Annotated in this window: 18 protein-coding genes and 1 pseudogene; 3 read left to right on the top strand and 16 right to left on the bottom strand. The window is 69.2% G+C overall.

Features of this window, described 5'->3' with window-relative positions:
* The 3 genes and pseudogenes from ACQPXB_RS49445 to ACQPXB_RS49435 form a co-directional block, all read right to left on the bottom strand.
* A pseudogene (locus ACQPXB_RS49445) lies at positions 1-650 on the bottom strand (response regulator).
* A complete protein-coding gene (gene macS / locus ACQPXB_RS49440; protein WP_432849008.1) occupies positions 647-1804 on the bottom strand; it encodes a MacS family sensor histidine kinase in 1158 nt (385 codons plus the stop codon). Before macS ends, ACQPXB_RS49445 begins: the two are co-directional and overlap by 4 nt.
* Entirely contained in the window at positions 1801-3012 is a 1212-nt protein-coding gene (locus ACQPXB_RS49435; RefSeq protein WP_366587742.1) for an AI-2E family transporter, read from the bottom strand. The genes macS and ACQPXB_RS49435 overlap by 4 nt, the downstream gene beginning before the upstream one ends.
* Before the next feature lie 338 nt (positions 3013-3350).
* Between ACQPXB_RS49435 and ACQPXB_RS49430 the strand changes: the two genes are divergently transcribed.
* Together ACQPXB_RS49430 and ACQPXB_RS49425 are read left to right on the top strand one after the other, a co-directional pair.
* Positions 3351-4424, top strand: a complete 1074-nt coding sequence (locus ACQPXB_RS49430; RefSeq protein ID WP_432849007.1) for a hypothetical protein — start codon at positions 3351-3353, stop codon at positions 4422-4424.
* A gap of 221 nt (positions 4425-4645) precedes the next feature.
* Positions 4646-7819: a PE-PGRS family protein gene (locus tag ACQPXB_RS49425; RefSeq protein WP_432849006.1), complete on the top strand. Its 3174-nt coding sequence runs from the start codon at positions 4646-4648 to the stop codon at positions 7817-7819.
* Between the two features lie 64 nt (positions 7820-7883).
* On the opposite strand, the gene ACQPXB_RS49420 is transcribed toward ACQPXB_RS49425, so the two are convergent.
* Positions 7884-8651, bottom strand: a complete 768-nt coding sequence (locus ACQPXB_RS49420) for a dioxygenase family protein (RefSeq protein ID WP_432849005.1) — start codon at positions 8649-8651, stop codon at positions 7884-7886.
* A gap of 214 nt (positions 8652-8865) precedes the next feature.
* Here ACQPXB_RS49420 and ACQPXB_RS49415 point away from each other — a divergent pair, with 214 nt between their 5' ends.
* Positions 8866-9267, top strand: a complete 402-nt coding sequence (locus ACQPXB_RS49415) for a hypothetical protein (protein ID WP_432849004.1) — start codon at positions 8866-8868, stop codon at positions 9265-9267.
* Here the strand turns inward: ACQPXB_RS49415 and dnaB are convergent.
* The 12 genes from dnaB to ACQPXB_RS49355 all read right to left on the bottom strand — a co-directional run bounded on the left by dnaB (position 9264) and on the right by ACQPXB_RS49355 (position 18756).
* Positions 9264-10667, bottom strand: coding sequence for a replicative DNA helicase (gene dnaB, locus ACQPXB_RS49410; protein ID WP_366587732.1), 1404 nt, complete (start codon positions 10665-10667; stop codon positions 9264-9266). The genes ACQPXB_RS49415 and dnaB overlap by 4 nt on opposite strands.
* Positions 10668-11368: 701 nt before the next feature.
* Entirely contained in the window at positions 11369-12172 is an 804-nt protein-coding gene (locus ACQPXB_RS49405) for an ESX secretion-associated protein EspG (RefSeq protein WP_432849003.1), read from the bottom strand.
* 11 nt (positions 12173-12183) lie between these two features.
* Positions 12184-13539 carry a hypothetical protein gene (locus ACQPXB_RS49400; protein ID WP_432849002.1) on the bottom strand — a complete coding sequence of 452 codons (1356 nt, stop codon included), beginning with the start codon at positions 13537-13539 and terminating at the stop codon, positions 12184-12186.
* Positions 13540-13581: 42 nt separating this feature from the next.
* Positions 13582-14175 carry a DUF3558 domain-containing protein gene (locus tag ACQPXB_RS49395; protein ID WP_432849001.1) on the bottom strand — a complete coding sequence of 198 codons (594 nt, stop codon included), beginning with the start codon at positions 14173-14175 and terminating at the stop codon, positions 13582-13584.
* A gap of 7 nt (positions 14176-14182) precedes the next feature.
* Positions 14183-14545 (bottom strand): hypothetical protein, encoded by a 363-nt coding sequence (locus tag ACQPXB_RS49390; protein WP_432849000.1) that lies wholly within the window; start codon positions 14543-14545, stop codon positions 14183-14185.
* A gap of 156 nt (positions 14546-14701) precedes the next feature.
* A complete protein-coding gene (locus tag ACQPXB_RS49385; protein WP_432848999.1) occupies positions 14702-15232 on the bottom strand; it encodes a DUF3558 domain-containing protein in 531 nt (176 codons plus the stop codon).
* Positions 15233-15384: 152 nt separating this feature from the next.
* On the bottom strand, positions 15385-16011 hold the full coding sequence (locus ACQPXB_RS49380; RefSeq protein WP_432848998.1) for a DUF3558 domain-containing protein: 627 nt from the start codon (positions 16009-16011) through the stop codon (positions 15385-15387).
* A 125-nt stretch (positions 16012-16136) separates the two neighbouring features.
* Positions 16137-16598 (bottom strand): 50S ribosomal protein L9, encoded by a 462-nt coding sequence (gene rplI, locus ACQPXB_RS49375; RefSeq protein WP_220245348.1) that lies wholly within the window; start codon positions 16596-16598, stop codon positions 16137-16139.
* Between the two features lie 11 nt (positions 16599-16609).
* Positions 16610-16858, bottom strand: a complete 249-nt coding sequence (gene rpsR, locus ACQPXB_RS49370; protein WP_003098744.1) for a 30S ribosomal protein S18 — start codon at positions 16856-16858, stop codon at positions 16610-16612.
* 43 nt (positions 16859-16901) lie between these two features.
* Positions 16902-17417, bottom strand: coding sequence for a single-stranded DNA-binding protein (locus tag ACQPXB_RS49365; RefSeq protein WP_386943983.1), 516 nt, complete (start codon positions 17415-17417; stop codon positions 16902-16904).
* 17 nt (positions 17418-17434) lie between these two features.
* Complete coding sequence (rpsF, locus tag ACQPXB_RS49360) at positions 17435-17761, bottom strand: 30S ribosomal protein S6 (RefSeq protein WP_220245346.1); 327 nt, start codon at positions 17759-17761, stop codon at positions 17435-17437.
* Positions 17762-17853: 92 nt separating this feature from the next.
* The gene (locus ACQPXB_RS49355; protein ID WP_432848997.1) at positions 17854-18756 is read right to left on the bottom strand and encodes a hypothetical protein; all 903 of its coding nucleotides are present in this window, start codon (positions 18754-18756) and stop codon (positions 17854-17856) included.
* Positions 18757-18785 lie beyond the last annotated feature (29 nt).

Genomic DNA, 18785 nt, shown 5'->3' with positions numbered 1-18785 from the left:
TCAGTCCTCGTCGAGGCCGTGTTCGATCGCGTACCGCGCCAGCTCCACGCGGTTGTGCAACTGCAGCTTCCGCAGCGTCGACTGCACGTGGTTCTCCACCGTCCGGTGCGAAAGGACCAGCCGTTCCGCGATCTGGCGCGCGGTCAGCCCCTTCGCGACCAGCCGCAGCACGTCCGTCTCGCGCTCGGTCAACCGCGGCGGCGCCGGCTCGGCGGAGGGGGCGCGTCGGCCATCCGCCGGTACTCCCCCAGCACCAGACCGGCGAGACCGGCGGTGAAGACGGGATCGCCCTCGGCCGTGCGGCGGACGGCGTCCACGAGCTCCGTCACGGACGCCGACTTCACGAGGTAACCCGAGGCGCCGGCTTTCACCGCCTCCAGCACGTCGGAGTGCTCGCCGGAAGCCGACAGCACCAGCACCCGCGTGTCCGGCAGTTCCGTCGTGATCTCGCGGGTCGCGTCGACGCCGGAGGTGCCGTCGAGGTTGAGGTCCATGAGGACGACGTCCGGGCAGACCGTGCGCGCGATGCGGACGGCGGCGGGGGCGTCGGGCGCCGTGGCCCGGACGTCGAAGCCGTTCTCACCCAGATCGCGGGCGACGCCGTCGCGCCAGATCGGGTGGTCGTCGACCACCATCACGGAAATCGTCATCGTCCGCCCCTCGTTTTGTCGGGCCCGCCCTTGGTCGGCACGCGCACCTCCCACTCCGTGCCGCGGCCCGGAGCGCTGTCCAGGGCCGCGGTGCCGCCGAGATCGCGCACCCGGCCTCTGATGGACTCCACCACACCCAGGTGCCCGTCGGCCTCCGCGCGCGCCAGCCGGCCTTCGGGAATGCCCGGGCCGTCGTCGCGGATGCTCACCACGACCTCGCCGCCCAGGTCCTCCAGCAGCACCCACGCGCGGGCGTCCGGACCCGCGTGCTTCTCCACATTGGACAGTGCCTCGCGGGTGACGGCCACCAGTTCCGAAGTCAGGTGCGCCGGCAGGTCGACCGTGCCCGCGGGCGTCGCCACTTGCACCGTCGGCGTGGCCAGCAGCTGCAACGCCGAACGCAGGTCCGCGGTGCCGTTGCTCGCGATCGCCCACGACGGCTCGGTGGTCACCAAGGCGCGCAACGCGATCTCCTGCTCACCCGCCAGCCGCGCCAGGTCGGCTGCTTCGCCGCCCACCTCCATGCCACGCCGGCGCACCCGAGCGAGGACCTGCAGCACGCTGTCGTGGATCGAGCGCGCGAGCCGTTCCCGTTCGGCCGTCGCGGCTTCCGTGCGCAACGCCAGCGCGAGCGCCTCCGCCGAGCGCCGTGCCGTGGTGGCCGCCATGCCGATCAGCATGCTGCTCGCGCACAGCAGCACGCCGTCGCGGAAGACGTCGAGGTCCAGCCGCTCGCGCGCGACGCCGGTGCCGACAGCGACCACGAGTCCCGCCAGCACCCCGCCGCCCGCGCCGAAACGCGTCGCCGCCGCGATCGGTCCCACCGCGGCCCACACGGTGGTGATCAGCGGCGCGGCCTCGGCGTACTGCGTCGGCGACAAGATGAAGGGCGACAACAACATCAGCCCCGTCGTCAGCACGACGTCGAGCACCACCAGCCACCGCGGCCGGCCGCCTTCGTGCAGGTACGCGAAGCCCGACACCAGCGTCCACACGCCCATCGCCGCGACGACGGCCCACGCCAGCCACGCGCGCTGGAACTCACCGCGGTGCGCGATCACCACGCCGAGCGCGAACGCCCAGGTGACCACCCGCAGCAGCACGACCCCACGCCACAGCGGCGTCGCCGGGTCGCGGGTGACCGGCGTGCTCACTTCTCCTCGTCGTCGCCCCGAGTCGGCACTTCGGCTTCGTCGGAGCCCGGTTCGGCGTCGTTGGGTTGTGCCGCCTGGTCGTGGAGCACGTCGACGGCTTCGGGATCGGGATTGTGTTCGTGGAGCAGCGACCGGATGCCCGCGTTGAGCACGGCCAGCAGCGGCACGGCCAGCAGCGCGCCGGCGATGCCCGCGGCGACGAGGCCGGTGGCGATCGCGAGCACCACGGCCAGCGGGTGCAGCCGCACCGCGCGCCCGAGCAGCAGCGGCTGCAGCACGTGGCTTTCCAGCTGCATCACGCCGATCACGATCGCCAGCACGATGATCGCGCCGATGAATCCCTTGGTGACCAAGGCGATCAGCACCGCGACGCTGCCGGCGATCACGGCACCGATGATCGGGATGAACGCGCCGAGGAACACCAGCGTCGCCAGCGGGATCACCAGGGGCACGCCGACGATCCACAGCCCGATGCCGATGCCCACGGCGTCGACCACCGCCACCGCGGCCGTCGCGCGGATGTAGCTGACGAGCGACGCGAACCCGCGGCGGCCGGCCACGTCCACGCGCTTGCGTACGCGAGCCGGGACGCCGCGCACGAGGAACGACCAGATCTGGTTGCCGCCGGCCAGGAAGAAGATCGTGACGAACAGCGTGAGCACGAAGCCGGTGAGGATCTCGCCGACGGTGCCCGCCGTGGTCAGCGCGGTGTTCGTGAGCGAGGCCTGGTTGTTCTGGATGAAGCCGATCGCGTTGCTCAGGAAGTCCTGGATCTGCTCCTGGCGCAGGTGGATCGGCCCGTTGGTGAGCCAGTCCTTGATCTGCGTGAGGCTGTTGTTCAGCTGCTGCTGCAACTGCGGCAGGCCGCTGGAGAACTGCGTGATCACGAACGTGAGCAGCCCGCCCAGCACGGCCAGCCCGGCGATCAGCACGATCGCCGTCGCCAGCCCCCGCGGGAACCGGACGTGCACGAGCTTCTCCACGGCGGGTGCGAGCAGCGCCGAAAGCAGCAGCGCGATCGACACCGGGATGACCACCGCCGACAGGTACCCCATCAGCCAGATCACCGCGTACAGCGCGGCGATCACGACGATGAACCGCCAGCTCAGGGCAGCGGCCACCCGGAGTCCGCGCGGGACTAGACCGGTGACGTCGTTGTTCTCGGGCAGGAACGGTTGCTCGCGCCGTCCGCTTGGTGACTGGCTCACGGTGCCCACCGTATCGGTCTACCCCGTCATTTCCGGGCGCAATCGCGGCGGGGCGTCCGTCGGTTCGCCCGAAGTGGCGCTTGACAGCCGACTGTGGAGTAACCGCGCTCCGCCAGTGGTGATCACCGAACGTGAGATCGGACCACACTCTGTGTTGTTCACACGATGGTGGCATCAAGTCGTGTCAAGGATGCGTGACGGGTGTGACTCCTGGTTTTCTCGGTCGCACACCCGGCGATGAGGAACGCAATTTCCGCGATTCCGAGAAAGCCGGCGGGAACCTCAAAAGCCCGAAAGTTTTTCCCGAGCCAGACGTTTCGAGTTGAGGAGAAGCACGAGTGACGAACGCGGCGAACGAGGGGCGGGACGCGAAGCGCGTCGGCCGTCTCGCGTCGCGTGCGCTGTTCGTCCTCGGTGGCGCGGTCGCCGCGACCGCCGCCGCGTGGGCCGTCTCCTCCTCCGCTGCCTCGGCCGACACCATCCAGGCCGGTGAGGTCGGCGCCAGCGTCACGCCGGTGACCGACGCGACCGTCGCCAATCTCGGCGACGTCACGCGCGGCGTCTCGCAGTTCGCCGGCAACGTCGCCGGTAGCGCCGCGGGCGCCGTGCAGAACGTCTCCGCGTGCGAGCAGGACGCCACCACGTGGTCCGAGCCGGGCCACGACCGGCCGATCTGCTCGCTCGACCCGCGCGACCACATCGGTGGCCCGCACCGCGACCAGGTGCGCCCCACGGCCGACCACGAGGTGTCCGGGCGCGTCAGCGACGCCGTGACCGACCTCGGTGAAGACGCCGTGCTGCACCCCGCGGCGCGCACGCTCGGCGCGATCGAGCACATCGCCCGCAAGCCCGAGGACACCCGCCGCGTGATCGACGAGGCCACGGCTCCGTCGCCCGAGGCGCAGGACTTCGGCCGCAAGGTGTGGGACCTGCTCGACCCGAGCCACACCGGGTCGCTGGTCGACCTCCCCGAGCTCCCGGGTTCGCCCGTCGAGCCGGCGGCTCCCGTCTCGGCCGCCACCGGCACCACCGGCACCACCGGTGACACGGCGCAGAACCTCGGCGCCGCAGCGGTTTCCACCTCCGACGCGCTGCGGGCGATCTTCTCCCGCTCCGCGCACGAGGACCTCGCGGCAGCAGGCGACAGCGTCGACACGCCTTCGCGTGGCGACCACCGCAACCTGCCCGACCCGTTCTCCCCGGCGCAGCTCCCGATGGCGCCTCCCTCCATCCCGACTGTCCCCGGCGGCGGCAACAACACCGCCCCCGGTGGTCACCTCGACGGCCTCAACTTCGGCGTCCCCTCCTGGGTCACCGCTGCCGTCGACAACGCCGTGGCGGGTTCGACCCGCGCCGGTGTGCGGCACACGCCGCTCAGCCCGGGCGAGCAGCCCGGCGTCACTCCTGACTGATTCACCTCACCCGCGGGGTCGCTGACGCGTCCTGAAGCTCGGGCACCTTCGTCGTGCCGGCTTCGCGTCACCGACTGAACCCCGCGGGTTTTCTCGCGATGCGCCCCTTTTCCGCGCTCGCACCGCACCACCCCTCTGGTGCGCTTTCCCTCAATTGATCACGGCGAAAAGCGCACCTCCACAAGCCCGCAAGGGAACCCGAAATGAAGGAGAAAAACCCCATGCAGACCTGGGCAAAGCGCGGACTCCAGACCGCGTTGGTCACGGGTGGGTTGTTGATGCTGGGCACCGGCATCGCCTCGGCCGACGAAAACGTCAACCCTGACACCCCGGCCTCCCCGCTCGACCTCAACGTCACCGTTCCGGTCGACGTCGACAACAACGCCATCGGCACCCCGCTGGGTCAGGTGGACGTTCCTGGTTACCAGGGTGAGGTCAGCACCAAGCCCGTCACCTCCGCCGTGAAGGACGCTCTCGCTTCGGCGAAGAGCCCCGGCGGTGCGGCGAGCAACCTGACGGACAGCCTGCCGAAGGCCGACGCGCCGCGGCAGCTGACGCCGACCCACGACGCCCTCAAGGGCAACAAGGTCTCCGGCGACCTCGTCGTGCCGATCCAGATCGTCGACAACGCCGTCGGTGTGCTGGGTGACGCGAACGTCGACGGCAAGTCGCACGAGCAGACCTACTCGCACAACCAGGACATCGCGACCTCCGGCAAGAACTCCGGGCTCGCGGGCAACGTCGTCGCCCTCGACTGGGCGCTCCCCGTGCAGCTGGCCGGCAACGGCGTCGGCCTCGCGGGCGGCTCCGGCGCGGTGCACGGCGGCTCGGCCAGCCAGAGCACCACCGAGACCGGCAACATCGACACCACCGGCAAGGGCTCCGGCCTGTCCGGCAACGTCGTCGCCGGCCAGTTCGCCACCCCGGTGCAGGTGACCGGCAACGCCGCCTCCTGGATCCTGGGCAACGGCTACAGCCAGTACACCGCCGACACCACGGCCACCTCGGGCGGCTCCGCGCTGACCGACGGCAAGGGCGGCGCGGGCACCGGCAACGTGGTGGGCGCGCCCATCGCCCTGCCGGTGAAGTTCAACGGCAACGCCGGTGGCGTGTGGGGCTCGGACGCCGACGCGTCGTCCTCCTCCTCGGCCGACGCGAAGGCGGGCGACAAGCGGCCGGGCAGCCTGGCCGGCACGCCGACCTACCTCGAGACCGACGGTGACAAGTCGTTCCTCGGCGGCAACGCCGTGGCGGCGCAGCTCAGCCCGATCGCGAACGTCGCGAGCGTGGCGGGTTCGTGGATCGGCAACGCGACCACGGGCATGTCGCCCGAGCGTTCGGTCGGCAGCTCGCACTCGAGCACCGTCGACTCCGGCGGCTTCGTCAAGACCTCGGGCCAGCAGGCCGCGGGCGCGGGCAACGTGGTCGACCCGGCCGTGGCCCTCCCCGTCGAGGTGTGCGGTGTCGGCGGCACCTACATCGGCAACGCGCACGCCGCGTGCGACAACACCACCGACGCCAACGCCGGCAACGGCAGCTACACCCGCGGCAACGACACCGTGCTGGGCGGCAACGTCGTCAACAGCCAGGTGGCGGGCGCTCCCGAGGTGCACGGCATCGGCGGCAGCCACATCGGCAACGCCTCCGGCACGTCGAACGAGACCAAGACCGTCACGGCCGGTGGCTACGACGGCAGCCAGGGCAACGACTCCTCGGGCTCGGGCAACGTCGTCCAGGTCCCGGTGGGCGTGCCCGCCGAGGTCTTCGGCGTGGGCGGCTCGTTCATCGGCCAGGGCTCGGCCGACGCGCACGAGACCAAGGTCGTCCAGGGCGGCGGCGGTGGCAACACCGACGACGACAACGGCTTCCTGAGCTCGAACCTCGGCACCGCCCCGGTGTCGGCCCCGGTGCAGGTCTTCGGCATCGGCGCCGCGTTCGTGGGCCAGGGCCACGGCAACGCGACCGGCGACACCACCTCGGGTGCCGGCTGGGACACGCACGCGAAGGGCACCGGCGGTGCTGGCGCGGGCAACATCATCGAAGCCCCGGTCTCGCTGCCCGTCCAGGGCCACGGGATCGGCGGTGCGGTGGCCGGCATCGGCACCGCGCAGGCCGACAACCTGACGGACTCGACCGCCGGTGGCAACGCGCTCACCGACGGCAAGGGCGGCGGCATCGCCGGCAACATCATCAAGGCGCCGATCGCCGGTGCGGTGAACCCGTCGGGCACCGGTGTCGCGGGTGCGGCGCTGGGCCACGCGGCCGGTTCGAACGACGTCGCGTCGACCGCGGGCGGCTCCTCGCTGACCAACGGCAACGCGGGCGCGGTGGCGGGCAACGTCATCGGTGCCGACCCGCTGGCGGCCGTCCCGGTCGTGGCGGACTCGGTGTCCGCGGCGGGCGTGTCCTCGGCCGACAGCATGAACACGCAGGACGTGACCGCTGCCGGTGACGACACCACGTCGGGTCTCGAGGGCTCGGTTTCGGGCAACATCCTCGACATCCCCGTCAGCGCGGTCCCGCACGTGGTGACCAACGCCGTTTCCGCGGCCGGTGTCGCCCACGCGACCGGTGACAACAACATCACCGCGACCAACGGCGGCAACCCCACCACCGACGGTGACGGAAGTGCGCTCTCGGGCTACAACTTCTACCACCACCTGCCGGTCAACGTCCCGGTCTTCGGCGTCCCGCTGGAGCTGCTGGGCACCGCGACCGCGGAGGGCACCGACAACACCGTCGTGTCCGAGCCGTCGATCGACACCCCGCTCGGCAACGAGCTCGGTGCCGCTCAGCTACCGGCGCTGCCGGCTCTGGCGTCGCTCCCGACCTCCGGCGCCACGCCGGGCCTGCCCGCGCTGCCGGGTCTGCCCGCCCTGCCGGACGCCGGCGCGCTGCCGGCCCTGCCGGACGCCGGTGCTCTCCCGGGTCTGCCCGCCATGGCGATGCTGCCGGGTGCCGAGCGCGCCGACCTGCCGGTCAGCGGGCTCTCGGCCCTGAACGAGCTGGGCCAGCTCAAGGGCGCCACCTCCCTGCCGACCGTGTCGGGCCTGGGCAACGGTGTGCACCTGCCGGGTCTGCCCTTCGGTGGCGAGCGCGCGGACGCTCCGGCTCTGCCGGCCCTGCCCGCCCAGCTCCCGGTGAAGGCGAACCTGCCGACGCTGCAGCAGCTCCCCGCCGTGACGGCGCTGCCGGCTCTGCCGGGCGTGCCCGCCACGCAGCCGACGTCGGGTGTCCCGGCGCTGCCGACCGCGGGTCTGCCGGCTCTGCCCGCGCTGCCCGCCGTCCCGGCGCTGCCCGTGGCTCAGGTCCCGGCGCTGTCGGGCATGGACTCCTCGCCCCTGGCGATGATCCAGCAGCTGGCCGCGAAGGTGACCGGCTTCTTCAAGAAGTGAGCATGTAGCTGAACCCGAAACGGGCCCGGAAGCAGCCAGCTTCCGGGCCCGTTTTGTTGGTGCGTCAGGAAAATTCGAGCGAACGCTTCGCGAGGCCGTGCCAGAACCCGTCGATCACGGTGCGGCCGGTCGTCTCGCTCGCGCCGAGCGTGACGAACAGCGGTGCGAAGTGCTCGATACGCGGGTGCGCGACGGCGGCGGCCGGGGCTTTGTGCTGGAAGTCGAGCAGCGCGTCGACGTCGCCCTGGTTGATGACCTCGTCGCCCCAGCGGTCGAACTCGGTGGACCACCGCGGCGGCGTGCCGTCGGTGCCGTCGGTCTCGCGCATGGCGCTGAGGTTGTGGGTGAAGAAGCCGCTGCCGATGATCAGCACGCCTTCGTCCCGCAGCGGCGCGAGCTTGCGGCCCAGGTCGAACAGCTCCTGCGGGTCGAGCGACGGCATGGAGACCTGCAGCACGGGGATGTCGGCGTCGGGGTACATCTCGACGAGCGGCACGTACGCGCCGTGGTCGAGTCCGCGGTCCGGCGCGTCGTGCACGGGGGTGGTGGACTTCAGCAGCTTCCGCACCTTCGCCGCCAGCTCCGGCGCGCCGGGTGCGGCGTATTTCACCTGGTAGAAGCGGTCGGGGAACCCCCAGAAGTCGTACACGAGGGGCACGGTCTCGGTCGCTCCGAGCGTCAGCGGCGCCTCCTCCCAATGCGCCGAGACGACCAGGATCGCCTGGGGCTTCGGCAGATCCGCGGACCAGCCGGCGAGCTGCCGCGTCCACCGCGCGTCATCCGCCAGCGGCGGCGCACCGTGGCTGAGGTAGAGAACCGGGGTGCGGGACATGCGTGCCTCCAAGTGTTTGAAACTTCAACTACTAGAGTACTCGACGCTGTGGGGGTCGGCGATATTTCCGGTTGCGTGGGGTTTTCATCGGTCCCGCACCCTCCCCACCCTGCGACGCGGCGGGCGTTTGGTTAGCGGCGTGTGTTGCGGGAACCTTCCTGCTGGCGCGGCAAGACGCCATCGGTCACTGACCACAAGTGGCAAGGTGATCGACATGGACGACTCCGGTCGCGCGGGCGCCTTCGGGTCCGCCGAGCAGATCCGCGTCGCCCGCGCCGCGGCCGCTGCGGCACCGCACGCGGCGGCCCTGATGGACCAGCACCTCGGCGACCACGACGAACTGCTGCCGACCATGTACTTCGACGCTCTCGGCGTCTGGTACCTCGCCGCCTGGCGCCGTCGCGACGTCGACCGCGAGCAGTTCGCGCAGGCCGGCGCAGTCGCGGCCGTCCTGGACGCCGAGTTCAAGGCCGATCCCCAGGTCGAGAACGCCATCGCGGTCGGCTTCGTGGAGATGTTCACCTACCTGCCCGCGTCCGAACAAGCCGCCGCGGCGACTCTGCCGCCGGTGCTGCGGGCTGAGTACGCCGCGATGGCCGCCTGGCGCCCCGGCTAGTCGTGGGCGAGGTCGGCGAAGCGGCTGTAGTGCAGCTGGTGCGCGACGACGATCGTGCTCGTCGGGCCGGCGCGGTGCTTCGCCAGGATCAGGTCGGCTTCGCCGGCGCGGGGGTCGTCGCGTTCCCAGGCATCGGGGCGGTTGATGAGGATGACGATGTCGGCGTCCTGCTCCAGGGAGCCCGACTCACGAAGGTCGGACAGCATCGGCTTCTTGTCGGTGCGCTGTTCCGGACCACGGTTGAGCTGCGAGATCGCGATGACCGGCACTTCGATCTCCTTCGCGAGCAGCTTGAGCTGCCGCGAGAACTCCGAGACTTCCTGCTGCCGCGACTCGACGCGCTTGCCCGAGGTCATCAGCTGGAGGTAGTCGACGACCACGAGCTTGAGGTCGTGGCGCTGCTTGAGCCGGCGGGCCTTCGCGCGGATCTCCATCATCGTCATGTTCGGCGAGTCGTCGACGAACAGCGGCGCCTCGGAGACCTCGCTCATGCGGCGGGCCAGGCGGGTCCAGTCGTCGTCGGACATCTTGCCACCACGCATGTCGGCGAGGCGGATCTTGGCCTCGGCCGAGAGCATGCGCATCACGATCTCGGTGCGGCTCATTTCCAGCGAGAAGATGACGCTGGTCAAGCCGTGGCGGATCGACGCCGACCGCACGAAGTCCAGGCCCAGTGTCGACTTACCGACACCGGGGCGGGCGGCGACGATGATCATCTGGCCGGGGTGCAGGCCGTTGGTGAGCTCGTCGAAGTCGGCGAACCCGGTCGGGATGCCCTGCGACTGGCCGCCGCGCGACGCGATGGCGTCGATCTCGTCCATGGTCGGCTGCAGGAGGTCTTCGAGCGCGACGTAGTCCTCGCTGGTACGGCGCTCGGTGACGTCGTAGATCGCGGCCTGCGCGCGGTCGACGACCTCGTCGATGTTGGCGCCGTCGGCGGCCGCCGCGCCGTAGCCGTACTGCACGATGCGCGTGCCCGCCTCCACGAGCCGGCGCAGCACCGCCTTCTCGGCGACGATCTCGGCGTAGTAGCCGGCGTTGGCCGCGGTGGGGACGGTCGCGATGAGCGTGTGCAGGTACGGCGCTCCGCCGACGCGGCCGAGCTCGCCGCGGCGCTCCAGCTCCGCCGACACCGTGATCGGGTCTGCGGGTTCGCCGCGGCCGTAGAGATCGAGGATGCAGTCGTACACGGCCTGGTGCGCGGGCCGGTAGAAGTCGCCGGGTCCGAGCGCCTCGATCACGTCGGCGATCGCGTCCTTCGACAGCAGCATGCCGCCCAGCACCGACTGCTCCGCCGCCATGTCCTGCGGCGGCTGCCGGTCGAACCCGGGCCCCGGGTCACTCGGGCCCGGATCGGAGTCCGAGTCGTACATCGGACCGCGGTCGTCGGTGAGCGCCACCGCCCCGGACACCTCCTCGACCGGCGGGCAAAGCCGCGGTCATCCCCTGACACTCGTCACGTCTTGTGTCGAACGGCGCCGCGCGAGCCCTCCTCGTGCGAACACCTGTTCGATTATGCCGGATCCTCTCCGACTTTCCCAGCCCAACCGCCGGGCCCTCCTTGATGATGGACCGGCGTCCCCCTCACCGATGATCTGCCACGCCGGGCGCCACCGTGAGTGCTGGCCGAGAGGGGACGCTAGATCCCCCGGACGGACGAGCGCAATTCCGGGTGTTGACCGTCCTGTGGATAACTTGTGGACGACTGGAGGTAACCAGTCACAGGTAGCCGCCGCGCTGTGGACAAGTTGGGGACAGTCCTGATCACCTTCACGAAATCCCCAGGTCAAGGTCTGTGTAGAGACTGTGGAGAACTTTGTCGAAACTCGTCCGGCGTGTCGCGCGCGGCGCGTCGTTCGGCGTGTCGTCCGGGCGCATGCACACCTGCCTGTGGATGAATGCTACGGAGCGTAGAGGCGTGACCCGGTGGGCTGAACGAGTGGCCACACCGGTCGCGCACCGGGGTTTCGGTGCTCTGAGTAACCGCTGAGTGAGAACGCGCTGGTAGGCCGCCCGCAATACAAAAACCGGGTGGGGTTCACCTGGCGGCAACCTGAACGTGCCGCGCTCGAAACCCCACCCGGAGTAGCGCTCTAACGGGTCAGCCCAACGCGCTCTGTGCGGTCCGCAACCGATCCCCGATCGCCTTCGGCGTCCCCGGCGTGAACACGACCAGCGAGTCGTCCCGCCCCGGCCGCTCCTCCATCAGCCACCGCCCCTCGGCGGTGTCCACGAAGTTGATCGGCTTCGGAATCCGCCGGCGCCGCCCCCCATTCGACCGCGCCGCGACGTACAACGACCCCGCCCCGGTCCGCGGCGCCTTGAGAATCCGCTGAATCTCCTTCAGCGGCGCGAGCGCCTCGTTCCGCCCGGGCCCCGTCTGCATGATCGAACGCTGCGACACGTCCTCAGACCCCGCCGCGTGACCACTCTCGAACTCGGACTTACTGGTCACCAACGGCTGCCCCTGCGCGCCCTGGCCGCCGGGGAGCAGGTCGAGGAATGTCTGCATGAGAAACTCCGGGCGTTGGCGAGAGACGGTGACCGTTTGCTCGCCGATGATCCGGATCAGACCAAAGCCGCCGCCGTTGCCACTTCCGACCAGCACCGCGTAGTTCGACGGACTGCCGTCCTCGAACTGACCGTCGAACCACCCGTAGTACTCGAGGTGTGGTTGTGAAATCGACTCGACGAGCGCTAGCAGGTCACGGTCCATTCCGCGCGGCCCCATCAGGCCGGCCTGCGTCAGCCCGGCGTTGACTTGCTGGTCGAGCTGACGTTCGGCCGAGGGCTCGTAGAACACCGCCGAGTCGGAGATCGTCTGGTGTGGTTCCCCACCACGCCGTTGGATCAAGTTGCACAGCGTGAACGTGGTAAACGTCGTCGGTTGGTCGAGGGTGATCACGTCGTTGGGCCTCATTCACCGATCACAGGTGGCGCGGTCAGCTCGTCGGTGCCGAAAAGCTCGTTGGCATCTTCTTCGACGAGGTACTTGGTCTGGTGTTCCTCGTCCTCGGTGCCCTTGCCGCCCTTGGCGCCGCCGGCACCCATGCCGCCCATCCCGGACGCGCCTGCCTTCCCGGCCGCGCCGCTCATGGCACCACCCATCGCATTGCCGCGCGCGCCGGCGGCTCCGCCAAGCCCTTCCGCTGCCCCCGAAGCCGCGCCACCGGGCCCGAAGCCTGCGCCGGAACCAAACGCGCCAGGCCCGAAACCGGCCCCTGCGCCAAACGCGCTACCCGAACCGGCGGCACCACCGGCGCCGCCACCGGGCCCGAAACCACTGCTACCACCTGGTCCGAACCCGGCGCCGCCACCGGGACCGAAGCCGCTCGAATCAAACGACGACGGAGTAAATCCCTGTGCCGTGGTGGAGTCGGAGCCGGTCGGGTTGTACGTACCGGTCGGGATTCCGGTGCCATTGGGGTCGTTGAGGCCGGTGTGATTGCCCGTCAGGTCGGTCGACGGTGGTTTGGCGTCGAACTTGGGCATGTCGCCCGGCTTGAAACTGCTGGAGCCACCGCCGGGGCCACCGCTCATGCTGGGGATCTTGCCGCCACCACCCCCGGTGCCCGGGAGCTTTCCGCCACCGGTGGGGTCAGACAGGTTGTTGCCCTGCCACGCGCTGTACTGCGGCAAGCCCTGCGCATTCGTGCCCGACGCGGCGTAGTACTTGGTGTAAGCGTCGACGTTCGCCTTGGCGTTGTCGTTGTACTTGTTGATCTCGTCATCTTTGTCGCTCAAGGGGTTCAAGCCGTCCAAGAACCCCGCAGAGGGCGGGTCTTTGGGGATTTCTTGAACCTTGCCCTTGACGGTGTCGAAACACTCGATCTGGGTGTTCAGGTATGTGTGGCTTTTGCCCAGGTTGTTCACTGAGTCCTGCAACCAGACGCCGAGCGGATGCGCGCCGGCTTGGGCGGCTGTCGCGCCACCGCCCTGCCACGCGGCATCCATCTTCGAATTCAGGTTGTCGATCTCGGTGATTCGGTTGTTGTGGATGTCCTTGAGGCTCTGAGCAGCGCTGACACCGCCCTGCAGCGACTTTGTGTCGCCTACGTGGATCTTGTCCCAGATGGTCCGCGCGTCGATCGTCCGACCACCCAGGTCGGCGGACTGCTGCTGAGCCTCCGGGCCGCCACTGAAGATCCCGACCAGACCGCCGACAGCACCTCCGACGACGGCACCGACTGGACCGGCAACCGCGGCACCGGCCAGCGCACCAGTCGCTCCATACTTCAGTGCTTTGCCTGCGGTGTTGGCATCATTCCCCATGATGAGCCACTCCTTCCGAGCCGTACATCGGCTGCGTGACAGTCACGCCTGAGCCTTGAGCTGTGTGATCATCGCGTTGGCGAATTTCTGCGCGATTGAACACGGATCGTTCTTGTTCGGGCCGACGCTGATCAATGCCGTCGCTGCGACGGCGAGCTGGTCGGTGACACCGACCCACAACTGGCAGTTTCCGCTGGGGCGCAGGTCGGTTTTCGCGGAGAAGACACCGGGGTAGCCGTCGATGCTCACAGGGGTGAAATACGCCTGCGCGTCCTTCTGCGCATAGATGTCGCTGATGCCACTGGTGTTCTGCGGCACGACTGTTATGCCTACGGAGTTGACCGAGTTGCCGGACGACCTCCAGCTGCATCCGGCCAGGTCGTTCGTGTCCTTCGTGCCGGGGAGCGCCAGCCCGACCTGCGTCGCGCCGTCGGCGGTGAGCACACTGCACGGATCGTTCATCAGCGCATCAGTGGGCAGTGGAGCCGGCACCTTCGGGCCACTCGCATTGCTCGGCGCGCTACTCGGACTTTCAGGAGTCGAGGGCTGTGCGGCTCCTCCGCCACTACTGCAAGCCGTGAGCAACGCCAGACCAGCGACAGTAGTGGCGGCGATGCGAACGATACGAGACGGCATGTGGTACTCAGGCTCCAGTCTTTTTGAGGGCGTCGCGCTGCTGCTGCTCGTGGAACGTGATCTTGTTTTTCGCCGCGTTCAACGCCGTGATGAAGTTGACCACGTAGTCGTGCATCCGCTGGTGCTGCGTGACCAACGTCTGGCCGGACGGGTTCGCACCCTTGTCGACGAAGTCGTTGCTCGCGAACTCATCTGCTGGACGCGTGACGTCCGCGATGGCCTGCGCGTGGCGAAGGTCTTCGTCGACGTTGGTCAGAAGGTCATTCCACTGCTTGATGACCGAGTCGACCTCGTCCTCATCGAACTGGTACCCGCCGGCCGCCCCGTAGTTGCCAACCTTGATCGGCGCAGGTGGTGGAACATCGGACATCGGCGTTACCCCCTTGGGCTACCTCTCGCTCCCCAAACGGCGAGATCAGCAGGTTGGATGGTAACGCACGGCCGTTGGTTCCCGCTCGGGTTCAGGCGAGTTCGGGAGGAGGTCGAAATCGATCTTGAGGTGGGCTGGACCAGCGGTTCCAGACGGTCAGGATGGGGCTTTCAGGTGTCCGATCATCGCGGCCGCGAACTTCTGCGCCAGTCCGCACGGGTCGGTCTTGTTCGGACCCGCCGAGATCTGTGGAATGATCGAGACGGCGAGCTCGTCGGTGACGCCGACCCAGAGCTGGCAGTTACCGGAAGGTCTGCCGTCGTGGGTGTCGGCGAGTGCGCCTGGGTACCCGCTGATCGAGACGGGCTCGAAATAGGCCGATTGGGCCTCCTGGTCATAGATGTCGCTGATTCCGTGCGGGTTCTGTGGAACGGCACCGATGCTGATGGAGTTCAGCGGATTGCCTGAAGACCTGAACGAGCAACTGGGGGAAGTCTCGTTGATCGGCCTGCCGGGGTAAGCGAGGCCGACTTGGGCCGCTTCGGCGGCGGTGAGGACCTTGCACGGATCGTTGAGTAGACCGTCTGTGGGGAGAGGACTGGGGACGCGGGGACCAGAGGCGGCGGCCGAGGTTGTCGGAGTGGCGGGTTCCGTGCCTCCGCTGCACGAGGTCAGCAGAATGGCCATGGCAACCGCAGCGATCGGCGGGACAGAGCGGCGTGCCATTGCGGAACCCCCGGTTTGCGCAACTCAGCAAGATCAGCGGCGAGGATAACGCACCGAATTCACTCGATTGCGTTCCGCGGTAGCGGTCACTCGGAAGGGCTTCGGGTCGACGGTCACGCCGCGCCTTTGAGGTGGTCGATCATCGCCTGGCCGGCCTTCTGGGCGATCGGGCAGGGGTCGGACTTGTTCGCGCCGACGTTGATGACCGTGCCCACCGAGACGGCGAGCTGGTCGGTGATGCCGATCCACAGCTGGCACGAGCCGGTTGAGCGGTCGTCGGTCTTGTCGGTGAAGACTGCCGGGTAGCCCTCGATCGTGACCGGGGTGAAGTAGGCGGCAGAGGACCTGCCTGCGTAGATGTCGGAAAGCCCGTTCTTGTTCTGCGGCAGTGCGCCGATTCCGACTGAGTTCTCGGCGTTCCCCGAGGATTCCCAGGTGCACGCCTTGGGTGACCGATCATCGAGCTTGCCGGTGGGATTCAAGCCGATCTGTGCGGCCTGGCTCGGGCTCAGCACCGAGCACGGATCGTCGAGGACCGCGTCGGTGGGGAGCGGGGTCGAGACCTTGAGCGCCGGGTCGACGTTGCCGCCGGCTGCGGAGCTTGCCGAGGGGGACGGAGCGGGCGAGCCGCCGTTGTCGCCACCGCTGCACGCGGTGAGCAGGCAGGCCGCGACGAGTGCGGCGACGTAGCGGACGGGGCGAGGCAGCATGGTGGTGCTCGGACTCCAGTTCTTGTCCACGAGGCGAAGATCAGCCGTGACGATAACGGAAAGTCGTCGATCGGTTCCCCGGCGTGCCCACGCTGGCGCAAAGAGAAGCGCCCCTCGGGTTGGGATCCGAGGGGCGCTTCGTCAGAGCAAAGCCGTCAGACCGAAGTCGCCTTGACTTCGAGGCGGACGTCGACCTTCACGTCGGGGTGGAGGCGGGCGTTGACGGAGTGCTTGCCGACCGTCTTGATGTGGTCGCGGAGGTCCAGGACGCGCTTGTCGAGGAGCGGGCCGCCCTGGGCCTTGATCGCGTCGACGATCTCGCCGGCGGTGATGGAGCCGAAGAGCTTCTTCGAGCCCTCCGCCGCCTTGCCCGTCAGCTGGATGGCGCCGAGGCCCTCGAGGGTCGCCTTGATTTCCTTGGCGTGGTCGAGGTCGCGGATGCGCCGGGACTCCTGCGCGCGCTGGATGGTGCGCACGTTCTTCTCGGCGCCCTTGCTGGCCACGATGGCGTAGCCGCGGGGCAGCAGGTAGTTGCGGGCGTAACCGTCCTTGACCTCGACGATGTCGCCGGGGCCACCGAGGTTCGCCACGTCGGTGGTGAGAATGATCTTCGCCATGACGAGCCTCCTCAGCGAGCGGTCGAGGTGTAGGGCAGCAGCGCCATCTCGCGCGAGTTCTTCACCGCGATGGCGATGTCACGCTGGTGCTGGCTGCAGTTGCCGGTGACGCGACGGGCACGGATCTTGCCGCGGTCGGAGATGTACTTCCGCAGCAGGTTGGTGTCCTTGTAGTCGATCAGTTCCGGGCGGCCCTTCTTCTCGGCCTTGCAGAAAACGCAGACCTTCTTCTTGGGCTTACGGATGGGTGGCTTGGCCACTGTGTTCTCCTGGATTCAAATCTTGAGGTGTAAAAGTGCGAGATCAGAACGGGGGTTCGTCGGCGAAACCGCCGCCGCCACCGCCCGCGGGCGGAGCGGAGCCCCACGGGTCGTCGGCCGGCATGCCGCCGCCACCGCCGCCTCCGCGGTTGCCACCGCCACCGCCGCCGCCGAAGTCACCGCCGCCGCCACCGCGGCTGACCTTGTTGACCTTCGCCGTGGCGTACCGCAGCGAGGGCCCGATCTCGTCGACCTCGAGCTCGACGACGGTGCGCTTCTCGCCTTCCTTGGTCTCGAAGGACCGCTGCTTGAGCCGGCCCTGCACGACCACACGGGCGCCGCGGGTGAGCGACTCGGCGACGTTCTCCGCCGCCTGGCGCCAGATGTTGCAGCGCAGGAACAGCGCCTCGCCGTCCTTCCACTCGCCCGACTGGCGGTCGAGGGTGCGCGGGGTGGACGCGACCGTGAAGTTCGCGACCGCCGCGCCGGACGGGGTGAAACGCAGTTCCGGGTCGGAGGTCAGGTTTCCGACCACCGTGATGACGGTGTCTCCAGCCACGGGGACGTCCCTTCGGCTCAGGCCTTGGCGGCGACGGGCTTGGCCGCGGCGCGCTTGACCTCGCGGCGCATGACCTTGGTGCGCAGCACGGTCTCCTGCAGCGACAGCTGACGGTCGAGTTCCTTGACCGCGTCGGAGTCGGAGTTCAGGTCGAGCAGCGCGTAGATGCCCTCGGCGTGCTTCTTGATCTCGTACGCCAGGCGACGGCGGCCCCAGACGTCGACCTTCTCGACGCTTCCGCCCGAAGTGCGGATCACGTTGAGGAAGTTGTCCAGCGTGGGGGCGACCGTGCGCTCGTCGAGCGTGGGGTCCAGGATGACCATTACCTCGTAATGGCGTGACACAACCACTCACCTCCTATGGGCTCGCGGCCACGGACTGTCCGTGGCAGGAGGGTTTGTCCAGGTAAGAGTACCTGGGGGTACCGACAGTCCCGTCAGGAGGCCCGGCGCAGCGCCCAGGTGCGCACCAGCCCGGCCGTCACGCCCGCCAGCACGATCACCGCGAGCAGCATCGGCAGCTGGATGTCGGACGCGCCGCCGGACGTCGCCAGAGCTTCGGCGTTGCCGGCGTTGCGCACGTCCGGGCCCTGGCTCTGCGTGTCCTGGCCGCCGGTCACGGGCGCGGCCGAGCCGGGCAGCGTGCCGTTGGCCGGGTAGCGGATGCCGGGGGCGATGGCGGTGCCGGGCGTCGCGGTCGGGATGCCGTTGTAGTCGCGCTGCGGGGCGGTGCCCGTGGACCCGGGGATCAGGTTCGCGAGCGGGCCGCCGTCCGAGCCCGGCGAGGTCGAGGGCGAGGTCGACGGCGAGCCGCTGCTCGGCGGCGTGAACGAAGAGGTCGGCGGCGTGTAGTTCGTGGCCAGCGTGGTCAGGCCGCAGTTCGACGAGACGGCGGTGGTGATCGCGTCGAGGACCTGCTTCTTCGTGTCGGCGCTCCAGCCGAGCGCGGCGTTGCCCTGCAGTGCCTCGTTGACGGCGCTGCCGATGGCCTTCCCGTCGATGGTGCCGCCCGAGGAGCTGGGCACAGTGCCGACCGTGAGCGTCTTCGCGGCCAGCGCGTTGGCCACCCCGTTCGGGTCCACGCCGTTGAGCGGGATGATCCACAGCAGCGACTGCTGCTTCGCCGTCGCGGCCTGCTTCGCCAGCGCGCTGACGGAGGAGCCCGGCAACGCGACCGTGTCGCCCATGCTGCCGCTGACCGAGCCAGTGCACTGGTTGGCCAGAGTCGTGGCCGCCGAAGCGGTGCCCGAACCGAGGAACGCGCCGCCGGTCACCAGGGCGGCCAGCGCGGTGACGCTCAGTGCACGCCGGGTTCTCAGCCAGGTGGGGTTCTTCGGCACGAGCGCAGTCCTCCAGGATCTATGGGCGT

The sequence above is a fragment of the Amycolatopsis sp. CA-161197 genome, from assembly GCF_050942255.1.
Lineage (GTDB): Bacteria > Actinomycetota > Actinomycetes > Mycobacteriales > Pseudonocardiaceae > Amycolatopsis.
Note: the sequence above shows the minus strand (reverse complement) of the source record. Positions and strands in the feature narration are given on the sequence as shown.

Bases quoted from the DNA above. Each gene is read 5' to 3' on its own strand.
- ACQPXB_RS49425 (WP_432849006.1), top strand. From the start codon at position 4,646: ATGCAGACCTGGGCAAAGCGCGGACTCCAGACCGCGTTGGTCACGGGT.
- ACQPXB_RS49420 (WP_432849005.1), bottom strand. From the start codon at position 8,651: ATGTCCCGCACCCCGGTTCTCTACCTCAGCCACGGTGCGCCGCCGCTG.
- ACQPXB_RS49415 (WP_432849004.1), top strand. From the start codon at position 8,866: ATGGACGACTCCGGTCGCGCGGGCGCCTTCGGGTCCGCCGAGCAGATC.
- ACQPXB_RS49400 (WP_432849002.1), bottom strand. From the start codon at position 13,539: ATGGGGAATGATGCCAACACCGCAGGCAAAGCACTGAAGTATGGAGCG.
- ACQPXB_RS49395 (WP_432849001.1), bottom strand. From the start codon at position 14,175: ATGCCGTCTCGTATCGTTCGCATCGCCGCCACTACTGTCGCTGGTCTG.
- ACQPXB_RS49390 (WP_432849000.1), bottom strand. From the start codon at position 14,545: ATGTCCGATGTTCCACCACCTGCGCCGATCAAGGTTGGCAACTACGGG.
- ACQPXB_RS49385 (WP_432848999.1), bottom strand. From the start codon at position 15,232: ATGGCCATTCTGCTGACCTCGTGCAGCGGAGGCACGGAACCCGCCACT.
- rplI (WP_220245348.1), bottom strand. From the start codon at position 16,598: ATGGCGAAGATCATTCTCACCACCGACGTGGCGAACCTCGGTGGCCCC.